This window comes from Noviherbaspirillum sp. (assembly GCF_035944575.1).
GTDB lineage: Bacteria > Pseudomonadota > Gammaproteobacteria > Burkholderiales > Burkholderiaceae_D > Noviherbaspirillum.
This window is the reverse complement of sequence record NZ_DASZBA010000170.1, coordinates 18822-34561: the sequence shown is the minus strand read 5'-3', so window position 1 is coordinate 34561 and position 15740 is coordinate 18822. Positions and strand designations below refer to the sequence as shown.

The 15740-nt window shown below is 61.5% G+C and carries 15 protein-coding genes; 10 read left to right on the top strand and 5 right to left on the bottom strand.

What is annotated here, in order from left to right:
• Window positions 1–109: 109 nt before the first annotated feature.
• Window positions 110–1042: a LysR family transcriptional regulator gene (locus VGU61_RS12155; protein ID WP_326859391.1), complete on the bottom strand. Its 933-nt coding sequence runs from the start codon at window positions 1040–1042 to the stop codon at window positions 110–112.
• A 184-nt stretch (window positions 1043–1226) separates the two neighbouring features.
• Here VGU61_RS12155 and VGU61_RS12150 point away from each other — a divergent pair, with 184 nt between their 5' ends.
• Window positions 1227–2435: a urate hydroxylase PuuD gene (locus VGU61_RS12150; RefSeq protein WP_326859390.1), complete on the top strand. Its 1209-nt coding sequence runs from the start codon at window positions 1227–1229 to the stop codon at window positions 2433–2435.
• A 161-nt stretch (window positions 2436–2596) separates the two neighbouring features.
• Window positions 2597–4225: an aromatic amino acid ammonia-lyase gene (locus VGU61_RS12145; protein ID WP_326859389.1), complete on the top strand. Its 1629-nt coding sequence runs from the start codon at window positions 2597–2599 to the stop codon at window positions 4223–4225.
• 24 nt (window positions 4226–4249) lie between these two features.
• On the opposite strand, the gene guaD is transcribed toward VGU61_RS12145, so the two are convergent.
• Genes guaD through xdhA form a run of 4 tightly spaced genes read right to left on the bottom strand, consistent with a single transcriptional unit; the run spans window position 4250 to window position 10428 of the window.
• Window positions 4250–5560: a guanine deaminase gene (guaD, locus tag VGU61_RS12140; protein WP_326859388.1), complete on the bottom strand. Its 1311-nt coding sequence runs from the start codon at window positions 5558–5560 to the stop codon at window positions 4250–4252.
• Window positions 5557–6576, bottom strand: a complete 1020-nt coding sequence (gene xdhC / locus VGU61_RS12135) for a xanthine dehydrogenase accessory protein XdhC (protein WP_326859387.1) — start codon at window positions 6574–6576, stop codon at window positions 5557–5559. The genes guaD and xdhC overlap by 4 nt, the downstream gene beginning before the upstream one ends.
• The gene (gene xdhB / locus VGU61_RS12130) at window positions 6573–8936 is read right to left on the bottom strand and encodes a xanthine dehydrogenase molybdopterin binding subunit (RefSeq protein WP_326859386.1); all 2364 of its coding nucleotides are present in this window, start codon (window positions 8934–8936) and stop codon (window positions 6573–6575) included. The genes xdhC and xdhB overlap by 4 nt, the downstream gene beginning before the upstream one ends.
• 16 nt (window positions 8937–8952) lie before the next feature.
• Window positions 8953–10428, bottom strand: a complete 1476-nt coding sequence (gene xdhA, locus VGU61_RS12125) for a xanthine dehydrogenase small subunit (protein WP_326859385.1) — start codon at window positions 10426–10428, stop codon at window positions 8953–8955.
• Between the two features lie 324 nt (window positions 10429–10752).
• Between xdhA and uraH the strand changes: the two genes are divergently transcribed.
• From uraH to VGU61_RS12085, 8 genes are all read left to right on the top strand, one after another.
• Entirely contained in the window at window positions 10753–11106 is a 354-nt protein-coding gene (gene uraH / locus VGU61_RS12120) for a hydroxyisourate hydrolase (protein ID WP_326859384.1), read from the top strand.
• A 24-nt stretch (window positions 11107–11130) separates the two neighbouring features.
• Window positions 11131–11784, top strand: a complete 654-nt coding sequence (locus VGU61_RS12115; RefSeq protein WP_326859383.1) for a Coq4 family protein — start codon at window positions 11131–11133, stop codon at window positions 11782–11784.
• Between the two features lie 14 nt (window positions 11785–11798).
• Entirely contained in the window at window positions 11799–12923 is a 1125-nt protein-coding gene (locus tag VGU61_RS12110) for a DUF3616 domain-containing protein (RefSeq protein ID WP_326859382.1), read from the top strand.
• A gap of 149 nt (window positions 12924–13072) precedes the next feature.
• Complete coding sequence (locus VGU61_RS12105) at window positions 13073–13369, top strand: AraC family ligand binding domain-containing protein (RefSeq protein WP_326859381.1); 297 nt, start codon at window positions 13073–13075, stop codon at window positions 13367–13369.
• A 223-nt stretch (window positions 13370–13592) separates the two neighbouring features.
• Window positions 13593–13964, top strand: a complete 372-nt coding sequence (locus VGU61_RS12100) for a hypothetical protein (protein ID WP_326859380.1) — start codon at window positions 13593–13595, stop codon at window positions 13962–13964.
• Window positions 13965–13971: 7 nt separating this feature from the next.
• The gene (locus tag VGU61_RS12095) at window positions 13972–14502 is read left to right on the top strand and encodes an ATP-binding cassette domain-containing protein (protein WP_326859379.1); all 531 of its coding nucleotides are present in this window, start codon (window positions 13972–13974) and stop codon (window positions 14500–14502) included.
• 426 nt (window positions 14503–14928) lie between these two features.
• A complete protein-coding gene (locus VGU61_RS12090) occupies window positions 14929–15075 on the top strand; it encodes a hypothetical protein (protein ID WP_326859378.1) in 147 nt (48 codons plus the stop codon).
• 62 nt (window positions 15076–15137) lie between these two features.
• A complete protein-coding gene (locus VGU61_RS12085) occupies window positions 15138–15725 on the top strand; it encodes an A24 family peptidase (protein WP_326859377.1) in 588 nt (195 codons plus the stop codon).
• Window positions 15726–15740 lie beyond the last annotated feature (15 nt).

Sequence of the window (15740 nt, the reverse complement as noted above, 5' to 3'; positions counted from 1 at the left end):
CTGTTCACCATAGCAAACAATGTACCGAACATTCTTCTTCTGTCCTAGAGAAGTAGATACGATTGAAAAAATCGTAAAAAAGAACCTTGGCCAATTTTCTTTGCACCCCTCACTTCAACTCCTTCGCCACCGCCCCCACCAACTCTCTTAACCACTTATGCTCGCTCGCATGGTGCACCCTGTCATGCCACAGCTGATAGAACCGCATCGCCGGAAACTTGATCGGCACGTTGAACGTCTTCAGCGGAAGGGTTTTCTCAAAGAAGCGAAGAAACTGCCGACCGGTCGTCAGCGCCAGGTCCGACTGCATCAACATGTACGGCATCTGGCTGAAGTATGCTGATTCGACCACCACATTGCGTTTCATGTTGTGCCGCGCAAGGAATGCCTCGATGACGCCGTGGTAACCGGGCAGCATCTGCGACGGTGCCACATGGGGCAGCGACAGATAGTCTTCAACCGTCATCCCGTCCGGCGCGGTACGTTTCGCGTAGGGGCTGTCGGCGCGCATGCAGCAGGCGATCGGGTCCTGGAACAGCTTGGACAGGTGCAAGTGGGGCGGCGGTTCATCCCAGTTGGCGATCACCAGGTCGAGCTCGCCGTCGGACAGCAGGCGGCTGTAGTCGACGTCGCGTCCGATGTGATGGATGACGATGCGGCTTTTCGGCGACTGGCGCCGGACCCTGGCGATGATGTTGGGCAGGAACTGGCTGTCGAGATAATCCGGCGCCGCGATGTTGAAGGTGCGCGCTTCCTCTTCGGCGACGAAGGGCATCTTCTGAACGAACAGCCGCTCGGTCTCGTCGAGAATGCGCTTCGCCGGACGCAGCAAACTCTCGCCATGCTGGGTCGGCACCATGCCGCGCGAGCCGCGCACCAAAAGCGGGTCGCCGGTCAGTTCGCGCAGCTTGCGCAGCGATGCGGAGATCGACGGCTGCGGCTGGTTCAGCTTGAGCGCCACGCGGGAAACGTTTTTTTCCGACAACAGCATGTAGAGGATGCGGATCAGATGGATATCGATATGGGTAGGTAGTTTTGCCATGGTGTGGTATCGGTATATCGACTGGCGTATGTCAAATATACTGTAAGCCGCATAGTTTGCGACTGCGAAAAAGTTTATCGTCGACCTGCCGCAATGGAGCATGGCGGAGAGCGCGGTCTTTCGGGCTACGCTCCCTTCGTCCGCAGTGCCCGTGGCGGCAGGCGGGTTTGTTGATAAGGATCGGATGGACGCTTCCCTGTTTCCGTATGCGGCCGACTGGCTGAACCTGCTGTTGCGCTGGCTGCACCTGATCACCGGCATCGCATGGATCGGCGCATCCTTCTATTTCGTCTGGCTGGATAACAGCATCAGGCCGCCGAAGCCGGGCTCCGAACTCGCGAAGAAGGGCGTTTCCGGCGAACTATGGGCGGTTCACGGCGGCGGCTTCTACAATCCGCAGAAGTACCTTGTGGCGCCGCCCGAGTTGCCGCCCGAACTGCACTGGTTCAAATGGGAAGCCTATACCACCTGGCTGTCCGGTTTCGCGCTGCTGCTGGTGGTGTATTACCTCAATCCGCAGGCGATGATGATTGATCGCGCCGTCGCCGATCTTGCCGGCTGGCAGGCGATCGGGATCGGTATCCTTAGTCTTGTCGTCGGCTGGACGGTATACGACCTGCTGTGCCGTTCCCCGCTCGGTGAGCGCGACCTCCTGTTCGGCGTGGTGGTCTTCCTGTTCATCGTCGCCGTTGCCTTCGTGCTGTCGAGGCTGTTGAGCGGCCGGGCGGCCTACCTGCATGTCGGCGCGATGATCGGCACCATCATGGTTGCCAATGTGCTGATGGTCATTATCCCCGGCCAGCGCAAGATGGTGACCGCGATGCGGGCCGGCCAGCCGCCCGACCCCGTCCACGGCAAGCGCGGCAAGCAGCGCAGCGTGCACAACAATTACTTCACGCTGCCGGTGCTGTTCATCATGATCAGCAACCACTATGCGATGACTTACAACCATGCCTATAACTGGCTGGTGCTCGCGGCCGTCATGGCGGCGGGCGTGCTGATCCGGCATTTCTTCAATCTGAAACACAAGGGCAGGATCGCATGGGGCTACCCGGCGGCGGGTGTGGCGCTGATACTTGCAACCGCGATGGCGATTGCACCGCGCCCCGTCGCGGCGCCAACAGCGCAGGGCAGCGCGCCGGGCTTTGAAAAAGTGCAGGCGATCATCGGGCAACGATGCGTATCCTGTCATGCGCAGCAACCCACTCAGCCTGGATTCGCAGCGGCGCCTGCGGGCATCGCGCTGGACAGCCCGGAGCTGATCCGCCGGCATGGCGAGAAGATTTACCAGCAGGCGGTGCAGTTGAGGGCGATGCCGATAGGGAATATGACGGGGATGACCGAAGAGGAACGGGGGATGATCGGGGAATGGTTCAGGGCGGGAGGAAAATGATCGTTAAAACTTATTTCATATATTGAGTCTTGTCGTCCCCGCTTTCGCGGGAATGACAAATATGTTGCATTAGTCATATATAAAATGACTTCTAGCCTTCTTCAAATCTCACAACACAGTTCCCTCCTGCTGCGCGCTCCATAGAATCGGAAGACAAACCCATGTCCACCACACTCACCATCGACGGCTTCACCCTCACCGCCGAACAAGTCGCCGCCGTCGCCCGCGACAGCACCTTCACCGTCACGCTCGCCGAGAGCGCCCGCACCGCACTGAAGCAGAGCCGCGACTACATCGAAGCCAACTGGATGCACGACGACGCGCCGATGATGTACAGCTTCAACACCGGCGTCGGGTTGCTGAAAGACACCCGCGTCAAGGTTGAGCATATCGGCCTGTTTCAGACGCAACTGATCAAGGCGCACGCCGCCGGCATGGGCGAGCCGTTCGATGAACAGGTCAGCCGCGCAACCATGCTGCTGCGGGCCAACGCCTTCGCCAGCAACTATTCCGCACCGCGCGTCGAGGTGGTGGACCGGCTGCTCGCCTTCATCAATGCCGGCATCCATCCGCTGATGCCGCAGAAGGGATCGGTGGGTGCGTCCGGCGACCTCGCGCCGCTGGCCTATCTCGCGGCGGCCATCGCCGGTTTCGACGAAGCGGAAGTGATGTACAAGGGCGCGCGCATGCGGGCGCCGGACGCCATCCTGCAGGCCGGCATCGGCGAGGTGAAGTTCGAGTTGCAGGCGAAGGATGCGTCCGCATTGATCAATGGCTGCACCGTGTCCCTCGCGGTTGCATTGCTCGCCGCCCGCGACGCGCGCAATCTGCTCACCGACGCCTGCGTGTCCCTCGGGCTGTCGCTGGAAGCGATGCGGGTCGAGATGTCGGCTTTCGACGAACGCATCCACCTTGCGCGTCCGCATCCGGGCCAGATCAAGGCGGCCTCCGTCATCCGCGCCCTGCTCGCCGGGTCCACCCGCACGACCCACGCGGCACGCGCGGTGCAGTTGCCGGAGGAAATCCGCCGTGCCGACATCGCCTACACGCCGCGCATCCAGGATGTGTATTCGCTGCGCTGCGCGCCGCAGGTGTACGGCCCGGTGTTCGACGCGCTCGACTATATCGACGGCATCATCGCCCGGGAGATCAATTCCGCCACAGACAATCCGCTGATCTTTTCCAGGGAAGGCGGCGGTTTCGAAATCATCTCGGGCGGCAATTTCCATGGACAGTACCTCGCGCAGGCGGCCGACCTGCTGGCGATGGCGATCGCCGACCTCGGCAGCATCTGCGAGCGCCGCATCGCGCGGCTGATCGACCCGGGCATGTCCTGGGGATTGCCGCGCAACCTGATGTCGGGCATTCGCGGCGTGAACACCGGTTATCCGGTGGTGCAGTGCTCGATGAGCGCGCTGGTGATGGAGAACCGCACGCTCTGCATGCCGGGCAGTGTCGACAGTATTCCCGCCAAGGGCAACAGCGAAGACCATATATCGAATTCCACCTGGTGCGTACGGAAGGCGGCCACCGTGGTGGCGAATACGCAATACATCGTCGGCGTCGAAATGCTGCTGGCGGCACAGGCACTGACGATGACCGAGGAGGCGCTGGAGGGATTCGTGCTGGGCAAGGGCACGCAGGCGGCCTATGACGAAGTGCGGCGGCAGATTCCGGCATGCCTCGATGGCGACCGCTGGTTCCATGACGACATCGCGATTGCGCGATCCTTCGTCACCAGCGGTTCGGTGCGGGACGCTGTCGTGCAAAAGATCGGCGCGTTCCTGTAAGGGCTGTTTTCGTCGTGACGGTTTCTATGGACCGGCTGCCCGGCGATGGGCGGCTTGTCCCGCGATGAAGGTGGCGGCAATTGCCCGATCGTCGCCCAGTATCGCAAGGGCAAACAGCAGTTCCTCCAGGCTGTTCGCCTGTACGGTGCGGCGGGCCAGCAGGGGTGTTGCCTTCGGATCGAGCAGGATGAAGTCGGCTTCCGCGCCGGGGACGAAGCTGCCGATCGTTCCATCGAGCCGCATGCTGCGCGCATTGCCGAGCGTCGCCATGTAGAACAGCCGGCTGGCCGGAAGGTGGGTGCCTCCCATGCGCGCCACCTTGTAGAGCTCATTCATCGTCCGCAGCATCGAAAACGATGTGCCGCCGCCGACGTCGGTTGCCAGTGAAAGCGGCATGCCGGCGGCATCGGCCGCATTGAAATCGAACAGGCCGCTGCCGAGGAACAGGTTGGATGTGGGGCACAGCGCCGCCGCCGATCCGGTCTCCGCCATGCGCTTGCGGTCGATATCGTCGAGCCAGATGCAATGCGCATACATGGCGCGTTCGCGCATCAGGCCGTAGTGATCGTAGACATCGAGATAGCTGCGCGAGTCCGGATACAGCGTTTTCATCCAGGCGACTTCGTCGGTATTTTCCGCCACATGGGTCTGCACGAAGGTATCGGGATAAGTGCGCGCCAGTTCGCCGGCAAGCTGCAATTGCGCCGGTGTCGAGGTTGGCGCGAAACGCGGCGTGATCGCATACAACTGGCGCCCGCGCTTGTGCCAGCGCTGGATAAGCTGTTCGCAGTCCCGCGCGCCGGCTTCGGCGGTGTCCTGCAGAAAATCCGGGCAATTGCGGTCCATCATGATCTTGCCGGCAGCCATGCGCAGGTTGCGCGATTCGCTCTCCGAGAAGAAGGCATCCACCGAGGTTGGATGCACGGTGCAGTACACCATCGCAGTCGTGGTGCCGCAACGCATCAGCTCATCGAGGAAGAAAGCGGCCACCTCGCGCGCATGCTGCGGATCGTCGAACCTGCGCTCGGCCGGAAAGGTGTAGGTTTCCAGCCAGGGCAGCAGGCCCGGCGCGGGCGAAGCGATGATGTCGGTCTGCGGGTAATGGATGTGCGTGTCGATGAACCCCGGCATGATGATCCTGCCGCGGTAATCATCCTCCGGCGCGTCCGGTGGCAGGGTGCGTCGCAGCACGTCATAGTCGCCGGCGACGACGACCTGCCCCTCGGCGACCGCAAGCAATCCATCCTCATGCCATTGGATCGCCTTTTCGTCCACCCCCGGGTCGCCGGTGAAGTGCAGCACGCTGCCCCGGTATATCTGCAATTCCTTGTTCATCCTGTCCGCTCATTATCCAGCGCGGGTGTGGCGGCGATCCGCTTTTCCCATACCTGCAGCAATTGTGCCGCGACGGCTACCGCGATGACTGCCGGCGCCTTGCCTTCGATGCCCGGTATGCCGATCGGGCATGCCATTCGCGCCATCACCTGCGGCGCGACGCCGGTACTGCGCAGCCGCCGTTCAAACTGGATGCGCTTGGTCCGTGATCCGATCAAGCCGAACCAGCCCGTGCCGTCGCCGATATCGGCGCGGCGCAGGATGCATTCGGCCAGACGCTGATCGAGCGAATGACTGTGCGTCATGACAAGAAAGCTGGCGCCTTGCGGCGCCGTATCGATCAACGCTTCCGGCGTATCGGTGGCTTCCACCGTCACATGCGGCGGCAACGACGGTGGGAACAACTCCCCCCGTTCATCCACCCAGGTGATCCGGCAGGGAATACCTTCCAGCACCCGCACGATCGCCGCGCCGACATGGCCGGCGCCGAACAGGTAGAGATGCGGCCTGGCTCCGGGGCAGGGATCGATGAGCCAGTTGTGCCCCGATGCATCGGCAAGGATGCGGCATTCCCTGACCGCATGCAGATCGATGCCCGGCGGTGCGTCTGCGGCGACGACGGTCCGTGCCCGATTCCGCCCCGCAAGCGGAACCAGCCGCCAGCGATCTTCCTGCGCACGCAGAGCGGCATCCAGCATGGCGAAGCCGGCATGCGCGGCGGTATCGATGCGCTCGAAGGCAAGATGTACCACGCCACCACAGCATTGGCCGAGCGTCGGCCCGAGCGCAAAACGTTCGATGCGCGGCGTGGCACTTTCTTCTTCGGCAAGCATGCGCCGCGCGAACGCGATGGCCGAATATTCCAGATGGCCGCCGCCGATGGTGTCGAAGCAGCGGGCGGCGGTGACCAGCATCTTCGCACCGGCTTCGCGGGGCACCGAGCCTTCGGACCTGGCCACCGTCACCAGAACGGTCGGAGATTCCTGTGCAAGCAGCGCCGAAAGCCATTCGTTCATGCTTGCTCTCCCTTTCCGGCGGACGTCGCACGCACCCGGTCCACCGCGTGCAGGATTTGTTCACTGGTGGCGGGGGCATTCAGCGGCGGATTGAAGCGGTATTCACCGACCGACGCTATCGCGTCGCGGATGGCGAAGAATACCGAGAAGGCCAGCAGCAGCGGCGGTTCACCCACCGCTTTCGAGCGATGAATACTGTCCGCGATATTGCGGTTCTCGAACAGCTTCACCCTGAAATCCGCCGGACAATCCGACACGGCCGGAATCTTGTAGGTGGATGGCGCGTGAGTCATCAGCTTGCCGGCGTCGTTCCACCACAGCTCCTCGGTGGTCAGCCAGCCCATGCCCTGAATGAACCCGCCTTCCACCTGGCCGATATCGATGGCGGGATTCAATGAGCGGCCGGCGTCGTACAGCGCGTCGACCCGCAGCAGTTTCCATTCGCCGGTCAGCGTGTCGATGACCACCTCCGATATCGCCGCGCCATAGGCAAAATACGAGAACGGGCTGCCTGTCATGGCGGCTGTGTTCCAGTGCAGGTCCGGCGTGGCGTAGAAGCCGTCCGACCACAGCTGCACCCTCGACAGATAGGCCATCCCGACGAGCACCGTAAATTCATAGGCATTGCCGTTCACATGGACCATGTTGTCGGCAAACACCACATCCTCCGCGCTGCCGCCATAGCGGCCACTGGCAAATTCGGCGAGCCGCAGGCGTATCCGGCGGGCGGCGTCCTGCGCCGCCTTGCCGTTCAGATCGGCGCCGGTGGATGCCGCGGTGGCGGACGTGTTCGCAACCTTGGCGGTATCGGTCGCCGCGATGCGCACCCGGTCGAGCGATATGCCGAGTTCATGCGCCACCACCTGCATCACCTTGGTGTGCACGCCCTGGCCCATTTCAGTGCCGCCGTGGCTGACCAGTACGGAGCCGTCGACATAGATGTGCACAAGCGCACCGGCCTGGTTCAGGTGAGTGACATTGAATGCAATGCCGAACTTGACCGGGGTGATCGCGATGCCTTTCTTCAGCACCGGGCTCGATGCATTGAAGCCGCGCGCCGCTGCACGCCGCCGGCGGTACTCGCCGCTGCCCTCCAGCTCGGCGACGAGTTCATGCAGCACATTGTCGGCAACACGCTGGCCGTAGGGAGTCAGATCGCGGCCGTCCGCATCGTTGCCGTTACCGTAAAAATTCACCCTGCGGACATCGAGCGGATCGCGTCCCAGGTTGCGTGCAATATCATCGATGATGTATTCCATCACGATTGCGCCCTGCGGCCCGCCGAAGCCGCGGAAGGCGGTGTTCGACTGCGTATTGGTCTTGCCGCTCAGCGCCGAAATATCGACATCCGACAGGTAATACGCATTATCGACATGGCATACCGCGCGTGTCGCGACCGGACCGGAAAGGTCGGCGGAATAACCGGCGCGCGTCACCATTTCCAGGCGCACGGCGTGAATGCGGCCCTCGTCGTCGTAGCCGGCCTCGTATTCATAGTGGAAGCAATGGCGCTTGCCGGTGGCCATCATGTCGTCGTCGCGGTCGGCGCGCAGCTTGACCGGACGCTTCAAATGCGCAGCGGCAATCGCCGCGGCCGCCGCCCATGCCGCCGACTGCGATTCCTTGCCGCCGAAGCCACCGCCCATGCGCCGGCATTCCACCGTGACGTGGTGCGAATGCAGGCCGAGCGCATGGGCCACCACATGCTGCATCTCGGAAGGATGCTGGGTCGAGCTGAACACCAGCATGCCGCGGTTTTCCTTCGGGATCGCATAGGCGACCTGGCCTTCCAGGTAAAACTGCTCCTGGCCGCCGACGTTCAGCACACCCCGCATGCGGTAAGGCGCCTGTGCCAGCGCACGCTGTGCGTCGCCGCGCTGCAACCGCATCGGCGGAACCACGAACGAGCGGGCGTCACGCGCCGCCTCCGGCGTCAGGACGGCGGGCAGCGGATCGTACCCGATGCGCGCAAGTCGCGCGGCACGGCGGGCGTTGTCGTGGCTGTCGGCGATCACCAGGAAGACCGGCTGCCCGACATACTGCACCAGTCCGTCGGCGAGAATGGGATCATCATGCACGATGGGCCCGCAATCGTTCACGCCGGGAATGTCGGCCGCGGTCAGCACGGCAACAACGCCCGGCGCATGTCGAACCGCATCGAAGTCGATGTCCGAGATGCGGGCATGCGCCTGCTGCGACAACCCGAATGCCGCATGCAGCGTGCCTTGCAGCTCAGGGATATCGTCGGTATAGGTCGCTTCGCCCAGCACATGCAATAGCGCCGATTCATGCGGATGCTGCCGACCCACTTCGCTCCAGGCGGCGGTGGCGGCTCCGACGGGTTCAGCCGGCTTGTTCATCGCGTCCTTCCTCCTTTCATACCGCCCTGAGCGCAAACACATCAAGCGCCGAAGAAGGCAGCGGCGCATCGGCGCGGGTCTCGAGCCAGAAACGCCGCAGCAGGTTCTTCGCCGCCGTCATGCGGTACGCGGCCGATGCCCGCATATCGGACAACGGTGAAAAATCCTGTTCCAGCATGACAGTCGCCGCTTCCAGCGCGGGTTCGTTCCATGGCTGGCCGAGCAGGGCGGTCTCGGTTGCGCGCGCACGTTTCGGTGTCGCCGCCATGCCGCCGTAGGCGATCCGGCAGGTGGCAATACGATCGCTTTCAATGGTGATGCTGAAGGCGGCGCAGACGGCGGAAATATCCTGGTCGTACCGCTTCGCCAGCTTGTAGGTGCGGAAACGCAAACCGCTTTCCGGCAAGGGTACGCGGATTGCGGCGACGAGTTCGTCCGGGCGCAGATCCTTTTTCTGATACCCGAGATAGAAATCCTCCAGTGCCAGCGCCCGTTCATCGGAGCGGCTGCGCAGCACGACCTGTGCGCCGAGGGCGATCAGCCAGGGCATCGAGTCGCCGATCGGCGATCCGTTCGCCACGTTGCCGCCCAGCGTGCCGGCATTGCGCACCGGCAGCGAGGCAAAGCGCTGCCACATCTCCGGCAGTTCCGCCGGGTACAGCGCGGAAAGCGCGCGGTAGGCCTCCTCCAGCGGCACGCCGGCGCCGATTTCCAGGTGGATGCCCGTCGACGCAACGGATTTCAGCTCCTTGACTTCGCCAAGATAGATGATGTCCTTTAGCTCGCGCATCTGCTTGGTCACCCACAGGCCGACGTCCGTCGAACCGGCGAGCAGGCAGGCTTGCGGACGGTCGGCGCGCAATGCAAGCGCTTCGTCGAGGGAAAGCGGCGCGGCGAAGCGGCTGCCTTGATGGCTGTAACCGAGCGAACGGTCGCGTTGCAGAGGACGCAGCGCATCGGCAATCGCGGCTCTGTCAAACATGACCGGCGGCAGTTCAAACATGCGGCGGGCGGCATCGATGATCGGGCGGTAACCGGTGCAGCGGCAGAGGTTGCCCGACAGCGCTGCGTCGATCTCCCTGCGCCGGGGCGATGCGGCACCGTCTTCCTGGTTGACATACAAGCCCCACAGCGACATCACGAAACCCGGTGTGCAGAAACCGCACTGGGAGCCGTGGCATTCGACCATCGCCTGCTGCACCGGATGCAGCGCCGCGCCGTCGGGCTTGACGTCTTCGACGGTGAACAGCGCCTTGCCGTCGAGCGTCGGCATGAACTGAATGCAGGAATTGACGGTTTTCAACTCCAGCCGATCGTCGCGCAGTTCACCGACGACCACCGTGCAGGCACCGCAGTCACCCTCGGCGCAGCCTTCCTTCGTGCCGGTGCAATGCAGATCCTCGCGCAGGTGCTGCAGCACGGTGCGGGTCGGCGCACCGGATTCGATGGTGCGGATGGTGCCTTGATGGTAAAAGCGGATGGTGTTGGGCATGGGATGAGGCTTATCTGCTATCTGTTGCAAAAAGCCGAGTTAAGTAAAATCGCTCGAACCTTCACTGTAAGGTTGCCTCCCTTGCAGCGGGAGGATTAGGGCAGGGGTAGTGAGGTTGATCAACTGTATGCAGTGGCACGACCGCACCACCCCCCATAAGTAAGCAACTCTGTCACAGGTTAGCACCGCGCACCACCCTTGATATATAAAATCGCAGATGCCTGATATCGGAATCCGCATATTTCATCAACATGCACGATATTCGTTTTCCGCCATGTCGGGATAAGATAGCACCGGCATTCCCCCACGAACCAAGGACCCGCCATGGCCAAGCTCACGACCCATGTCCTCGACATCCTGCACGGCAAGCCCGGCGAGGGAGTCGGCATCGAACTGTACGCGATCGATGCCAGCGGCAGGACCTTGCTGAAAACCGACGTCACCAACGCCGACGGGCGGTGCGCCGCACCATTGCTGGAAGGCGAGGCAATGCGCGCCGGCATGTATGAGCTGGTATTTGCCGCCGGCGATTACTTCGCTGCAAAAGGCATATCGCTGCCTTCTCCCCGCTTCATCGATCGTGTCAGCATCGCCTTCGGCATTGCCGAACCGCGGCAGAATTACCATGTGCCGCTGGTGGTGTCGCCCTGGGCATATTCCACCTATCGCGGCAGCTAGCATGACCGGCGGCATCTAACGTTCATGACCGAACGAATACATTCTCTTTCCATGCAGCTCACGCTTCTCGGGAAAGCATTCCGGGCCTACCGCGCCGGGCGGATAGGCGACGCGGCGGTTTACAAATCGGCGGCGCTCGGCGCATCCGCCTATCCTGAGGTCGAACGCAGGCTGCGCGCGCTGGAGCGCTTCTACCCGGTCATCGATCTTCCCGCGCTTCGCCGTTTGAAGAACGGCACATTTGGTCATGCCTATGCGCAATTCATCGACGGCAACAAGCTGCAGCCGCTCGTCGTATCAACAGATACATACGCCGACATCGCCGCCCATGCGAATCCGCTTGCGGTCCGCTACCTGCTCCTGCACGACGCCTTTCATGTGCTGCTCGGATTCGGCATCAGCCTTCCCGGTGAATTAGGCGTATGGTCATTTGTCGCCGGGCAGCATTACAGCCCGTCCTTTGACCGCGCCGCGACATACGCCCGCCTTTTCTATCCGGTTATCGCGCCCTCGCAGATTCGCGAGCTGCGGGCGGCGCGCCTTGCCGGCGCAGCCATGGCGCGTTCGGCACCGTGCCTCATCGCCCAGCCTATCGATGCGTATTGGGATGAACCTTTGATTTCCGTCCGCAAGCACCTTGGCATCGAGGTGCACAATGGAGCAAACCACCCCCATTGATCAAAGGCGCAGCCATGACCCCGAACAGCATCCTCCTGCTGGAATTCCATCCCGAAAGGCATGATCTTGGAAAGGGAAAGGAGATGCGCGACGGGCTGTCGGTCGCCTTGCAGATCGGGAATACCCTATGGGTCGCGAACGACGAGACCATCAGCCTGGAACGGCTAACCCTCGAAAAGGGCGATGACGGCGGCGACTACCGCTACGCCCGCGACCACATGCAATTTGCGCTCGATGACTACCTGCGGCTGCCGGTGCCGCCCACCGGTGATCCCGCCGACCTGCAGGAAGTCGACATCGAAGGGCTGGCATACGATGACGGTTATCTCTGGCTGGTCGGGTCGCACAGTTTGAAGCGCAGCAAGCCGGACGTGGGTGAGGGCGTCAGGAAGGCGCAGAAGCAACTGGCCCGCTTATCTGCCGAGAACAACCGTTACCTGCTCGCCCGCATTCCCGTCGTGGAAAGCGACGGTACCTTCACGCTGGCCAAGGAATCGGTGCGCAAAGGCAACAGGCAATGCGCCGCCCAGCTTCGCGCCCGGAGCGAACGCAACGACCTGATGGACGTCCTCGTGGAAGACGAGCACCTTGCGTCCTTCCTGTCGATTCCCGGCAAGGACAACGGCTTCGATATCGAAGGTCTGGCAGTGGCCGGCAAGCGCGTCTTCGTCGGGTTGCGCGGACCGGTGTTGCGGGGCTGGGCAATCATTCTCGAACTGGCGCTGAAGGAGGACAAGGAAGATCCTTCGATCCTGAAACTCAAGCGTATCGGGCCGGATGGGCGCCGGTACCGCAAGCATTTCCTCAATCTCGGCGGCCTGGGTATCCGGGACCTCGCCGTGCAGGGCTCCGACCTGCTGATTCTTGCCGGGCCCTCCATGGACCTGGATGGACCCGTGACGGTTTTCCGGTGGGTGGACGGTACCGAGCCGAAGGGCGAATGCATGCTGGACGAAAAGGATATGAAGCGGGTCATCGACGTGCCGTTCGGCCAGGGCGTCGACCATGCGGAAGGAATCTGCCTGTTCTCGGCCGACGGCGGCAAGGCGAAATCCCTGCTGGTCGTCTACGACGCCGCATGCGTAAGCCGCCAGGTGGGTGAATGTTCGCTTGCGGCGGATGTCTTTCATTTGCCGTAGGGCAACGATCGCCGTCAGTGGAAGACCGGAGGTATAGTTTCCCGGGTTGAAAGTGTGCGACTTGTCGTGAAAAGTCCTTGTCCAAACCCTGGAAAATGATCAAAGAACATTTCAAAATCCATCGTTGCGCGGTCGCGGGCGTGTAAGCCGTGAAAGCAAGAACCAAGCATGCCTTCCCCCGCCACACCCATGATCAACTCGGGATCGGCGTGATGATTCACGGCGCGCAAAGCTCATTGAGCGGCCATGGGATCGTGGAAGCCGGGATGGGCGATACGATCACCGTCAATCCGGGAGAGGTCCATGACGGCGCGCCGCTCGGCGGTGCCGCGAGGGCATGGAAGATCATGTACTTTTCTCCCGCCCTGGTCGTGGAACAGGCTGGCGTCCTGCTGGCCCGCCAAAGTACGGCGCAGGATATTGAATCGGAAATCACTCCGGTTTGACTTCTGGCAACCACGGCGGCAACCGATCCGCAGTACATGGTTCAACAGAATTTTTCACGGGCAACGACTGCATCCATGCCGTGATGCATGAACAAAGCTTCACAACGGACCGGCAAGGGCAGGGTGTTGTACGCCTGCTTCGCCCTCGCTGGGCAAAACGTCCATGACGGTTTACTCTTTTGGTTTCTCGCGTTGCACCGCCATCCCATCTGGAGACATGCCCATGCATCCTGCAAGCAAAACGACCGCGTACCGTTGCGCCGCCGGCATGGCCGTTGTGACGGCAATTTTTCTCATATGGCTGAGTCTCGGTGTCGGGATCATTGGAAAGGATGGCGATCCCGCCAACATGATGTATTTCGGGGTGATCGCGGTCGGCATCGTCGGCGCCTCGGTCGCACGCTTCCAGCCACGGGGAATGGCGCGCGCATTGGCCGCTGCGGCGCTTGTGCAGGCAATGGTGGCCATGATTGCGGTGACCGCGGAACTGGGGCTGCCATGGAGCGGGCCGGCGGAAATCCTGATTCTCAATGCCTTTTTCGTTGCGATGTTCGGCGGCTCCGCCTGGCTGTTCAGGCGTGCCGCACCCGGCTAAGCGGATCATGCGATTTGCAATCATTGGCAACTCGGGCTCGGGAAAATCAACGCTGGCAAAGCGCCTGGCCGGAGCGATCGATGCGCCCATACTCGACCTAGATACCATCGCATGGGAGCCGGGGAAAATTGCCGAACAACGCGACCCTTTGCTGGCCCGCGCGGACGTCATCACGTTCTGCTCGCAGCATCTGCGCTGGATCGTCGAAGGCTGTTACGCAGCCCTGATTGCTACATCTCTGGAATACAAACCTTTTTTGTTATTCCTGGATCCCGGCCTGGAACAATGCGTTTCGAACTGCCGGTCCAGGCCATGGGAACCGCATAAATACGGCAGCCTCGAGGAGCAGAACCGGAAGTTGGGTTTTCTGCTTGCCTGGGTCGAAGATTACTATCGTCGGCCCGGAGACATGTCGCTGTCCGGACACCAGGCGCAATTCATGGCCTATAAAGGACAGAAAATGCACCTGACAGGATGGTCTGACATTGAGCAAGCAGTACTGATGGCCGTAAATCCGCCCAACCGTATCGAGACTTGAGCGGTGCACCTGCCCCAAAGCGTCCGTCCCGATAATTCCGGCAGTCATTGATTCAGCACTTCCGGCAATTCGTTTCCAATGCAGGAATAACGCCTTCTCTTTCCGGAAATCATCCCGGCCCGAGAATCGCCGCGCTTCTTCACTTCCCTGGTACCACTTCGTTCAATGGGTTCGGGTCGTTTGCTGACCACGAACTGTCCCTTTTCCCCTCGATAGACTCTCTGGTTCCACAGCGCAAGCTTTGCGGCGCCTAGTTGGTTTGTCCTATGAGTTCCGTGCCAAAACAGTTGGTATGTCCTGCTTCGATCAGGACGATGCGCTCATGTGCCTGCGTCGTCGCCTTTCTATACTTTTTTCAACGTCAACACCGTTGCATCCATTCGAAACAGACCGAATCAGCGAATGATTTATCACCCGGAGATAAGTATGCGATCTACAAAGTGCAAGTCGCATGCAACAACCTTGTTTCTGCAAGGAGAGGCCGGCGAATCGAACATGGAGTATGCGCTTATCGGATTACTGGTCGTGGTCGTAGGAATACTGGTACTGCTGGCATTGGGCAAAAGCAATTGAAGTGTTGGTGTGGGTAAGCATTTCTGTTTGAGGCGAGTGCAATTTTCGATACAGGCTTAGTAATGACGAACGAACTGGATTCCCTGCTTGAACTGCTCGCCATGATGATCATGGATCCGCGTACCGCAGTGCTGTTTGTCCTGCTTATGCTCGCCGCAGTGCTGGACTATCGCACATACCGAATTCCGAACTGGCTGACGCTGACAGGTGTGATCTTCGCACTCGTTTACAACACCGCTTATCCGGCGGTCCCCCACGCCGGCTTTCTATGGTCCTTCGGGGGCTTGCTGGTCGGCCTGGCGACCATGTTGCCCTTGTATGTCTTCAGGGTCATGGGCGCGGGCGACGCCAAACTGATGGCGATGGTTGGCGCGTTTCTCGGTTTGTCGGACGTCCTTTATGCGGTCGTATTCACGTTCATCGTCGGCGGCGTCGCCGCACTGGCATTCGCGGTTTTTCACCGGGCCTTCGGCCGCATGATGAGCAACATCAAGGACGTCGCCGAGACCATGGTGATATCGGCGATGGCCGGCATCACGCCCGATGGCCGCATCGCGTCCCGCGCGTCGGTAGGAAAGCTGCCGTATGGCGTCAGCATCAGCGTCGGGACGATCCTGTACGTCGTGGCGAAGCATCTGGGTTTTGCATAAGCGCCTCAACTTGCC

Bases quoted from the DNA above. Each gene is read 5' to 3' on its own strand.
- VGU61_RS12115 (WP_326859383.1), top strand. From the start codon at position 11,131: ATGACCGAACGAATACATTCTCTTTCCATGCAGCTCACGCTTCTCGGG.
- VGU61_RS12095 (WP_326859379.1), top strand. From the start codon at position 13,972: ATGCGATTTGCAATCATTGGCAACTCGGGCTCGGGAAAATCAACGCTG.
- VGU61_RS12155 (WP_326859391.1), bottom strand. From the start codon at position 1,042: ATGGCAAAACTACCTACCCATATCGATATCCATCTGATCCGCATCCTC.
- uraH (WP_326859384.1), top strand. From the start codon at position 10,753: ATGGCCAAGCTCACGACCCATGTCCTCGACATCCTGCACGGCAAGCCC.
- guaD (WP_326859388.1), bottom strand. From the start codon at position 5,560: ATGAACAAGGAATTGCAGATATACCGGGGCAGCGTGCTGCACTTCACC.
- VGU61_RS12090 (WP_326859378.1), top strand. From the start codon at position 14,929: ATGCGATCTACAAAGTGCAAGTCGCATGCAACAACCTTGTTTCTGCAA.
- VGU61_RS12085 (WP_326859377.1), top strand. From the start codon at position 15,138: ATGACGAACGAACTGGATTCCCTGCTTGAACTGCTCGCCATGATGATC.
- xdhC (WP_326859387.1), bottom strand. From the start codon at position 6,576: ATGAACGAATGGCTTTCGGCGCTGCTTGCACAGGAATCTCCGACCGTT.
- VGU61_RS12100 (WP_326859380.1), top strand. From the start codon at position 13,593: ATGCATCCTGCAAGCAAAACGACCGCGTACCGTTGCGCCGCCGGCATG.
- VGU61_RS12150 (WP_326859390.1), top strand. From the start codon at position 1,227: ATGGACGCTTCCCTGTTTCCGTATGCGGCCGACTGGCTGAACCTGCTG.
- VGU61_RS12145 (WP_326859389.1), top strand. From the start codon at position 2,597: ATGTCCACCACACTCACCATCGACGGCTTCACCCTCACCGCCGAACAA.
- VGU61_RS12110 (WP_326859382.1), top strand. From the start codon at position 11,799: ATGACCCCGAACAGCATCCTCCTGCTGGAATTCCATCCCGAAAGGCAT.
- xdhA (WP_326859385.1), bottom strand. From the start codon at position 10,428: ATGCCCAACACCATCCGCTTTTACCATCAAGGCACCATCCGCACCATC.
- xdhB (WP_326859386.1), bottom strand. From the start codon at position 8,936: ATGAACAAGCCGGCTGAACCCGTCGGAGCCGCCACCGCCGCCTGGAGC.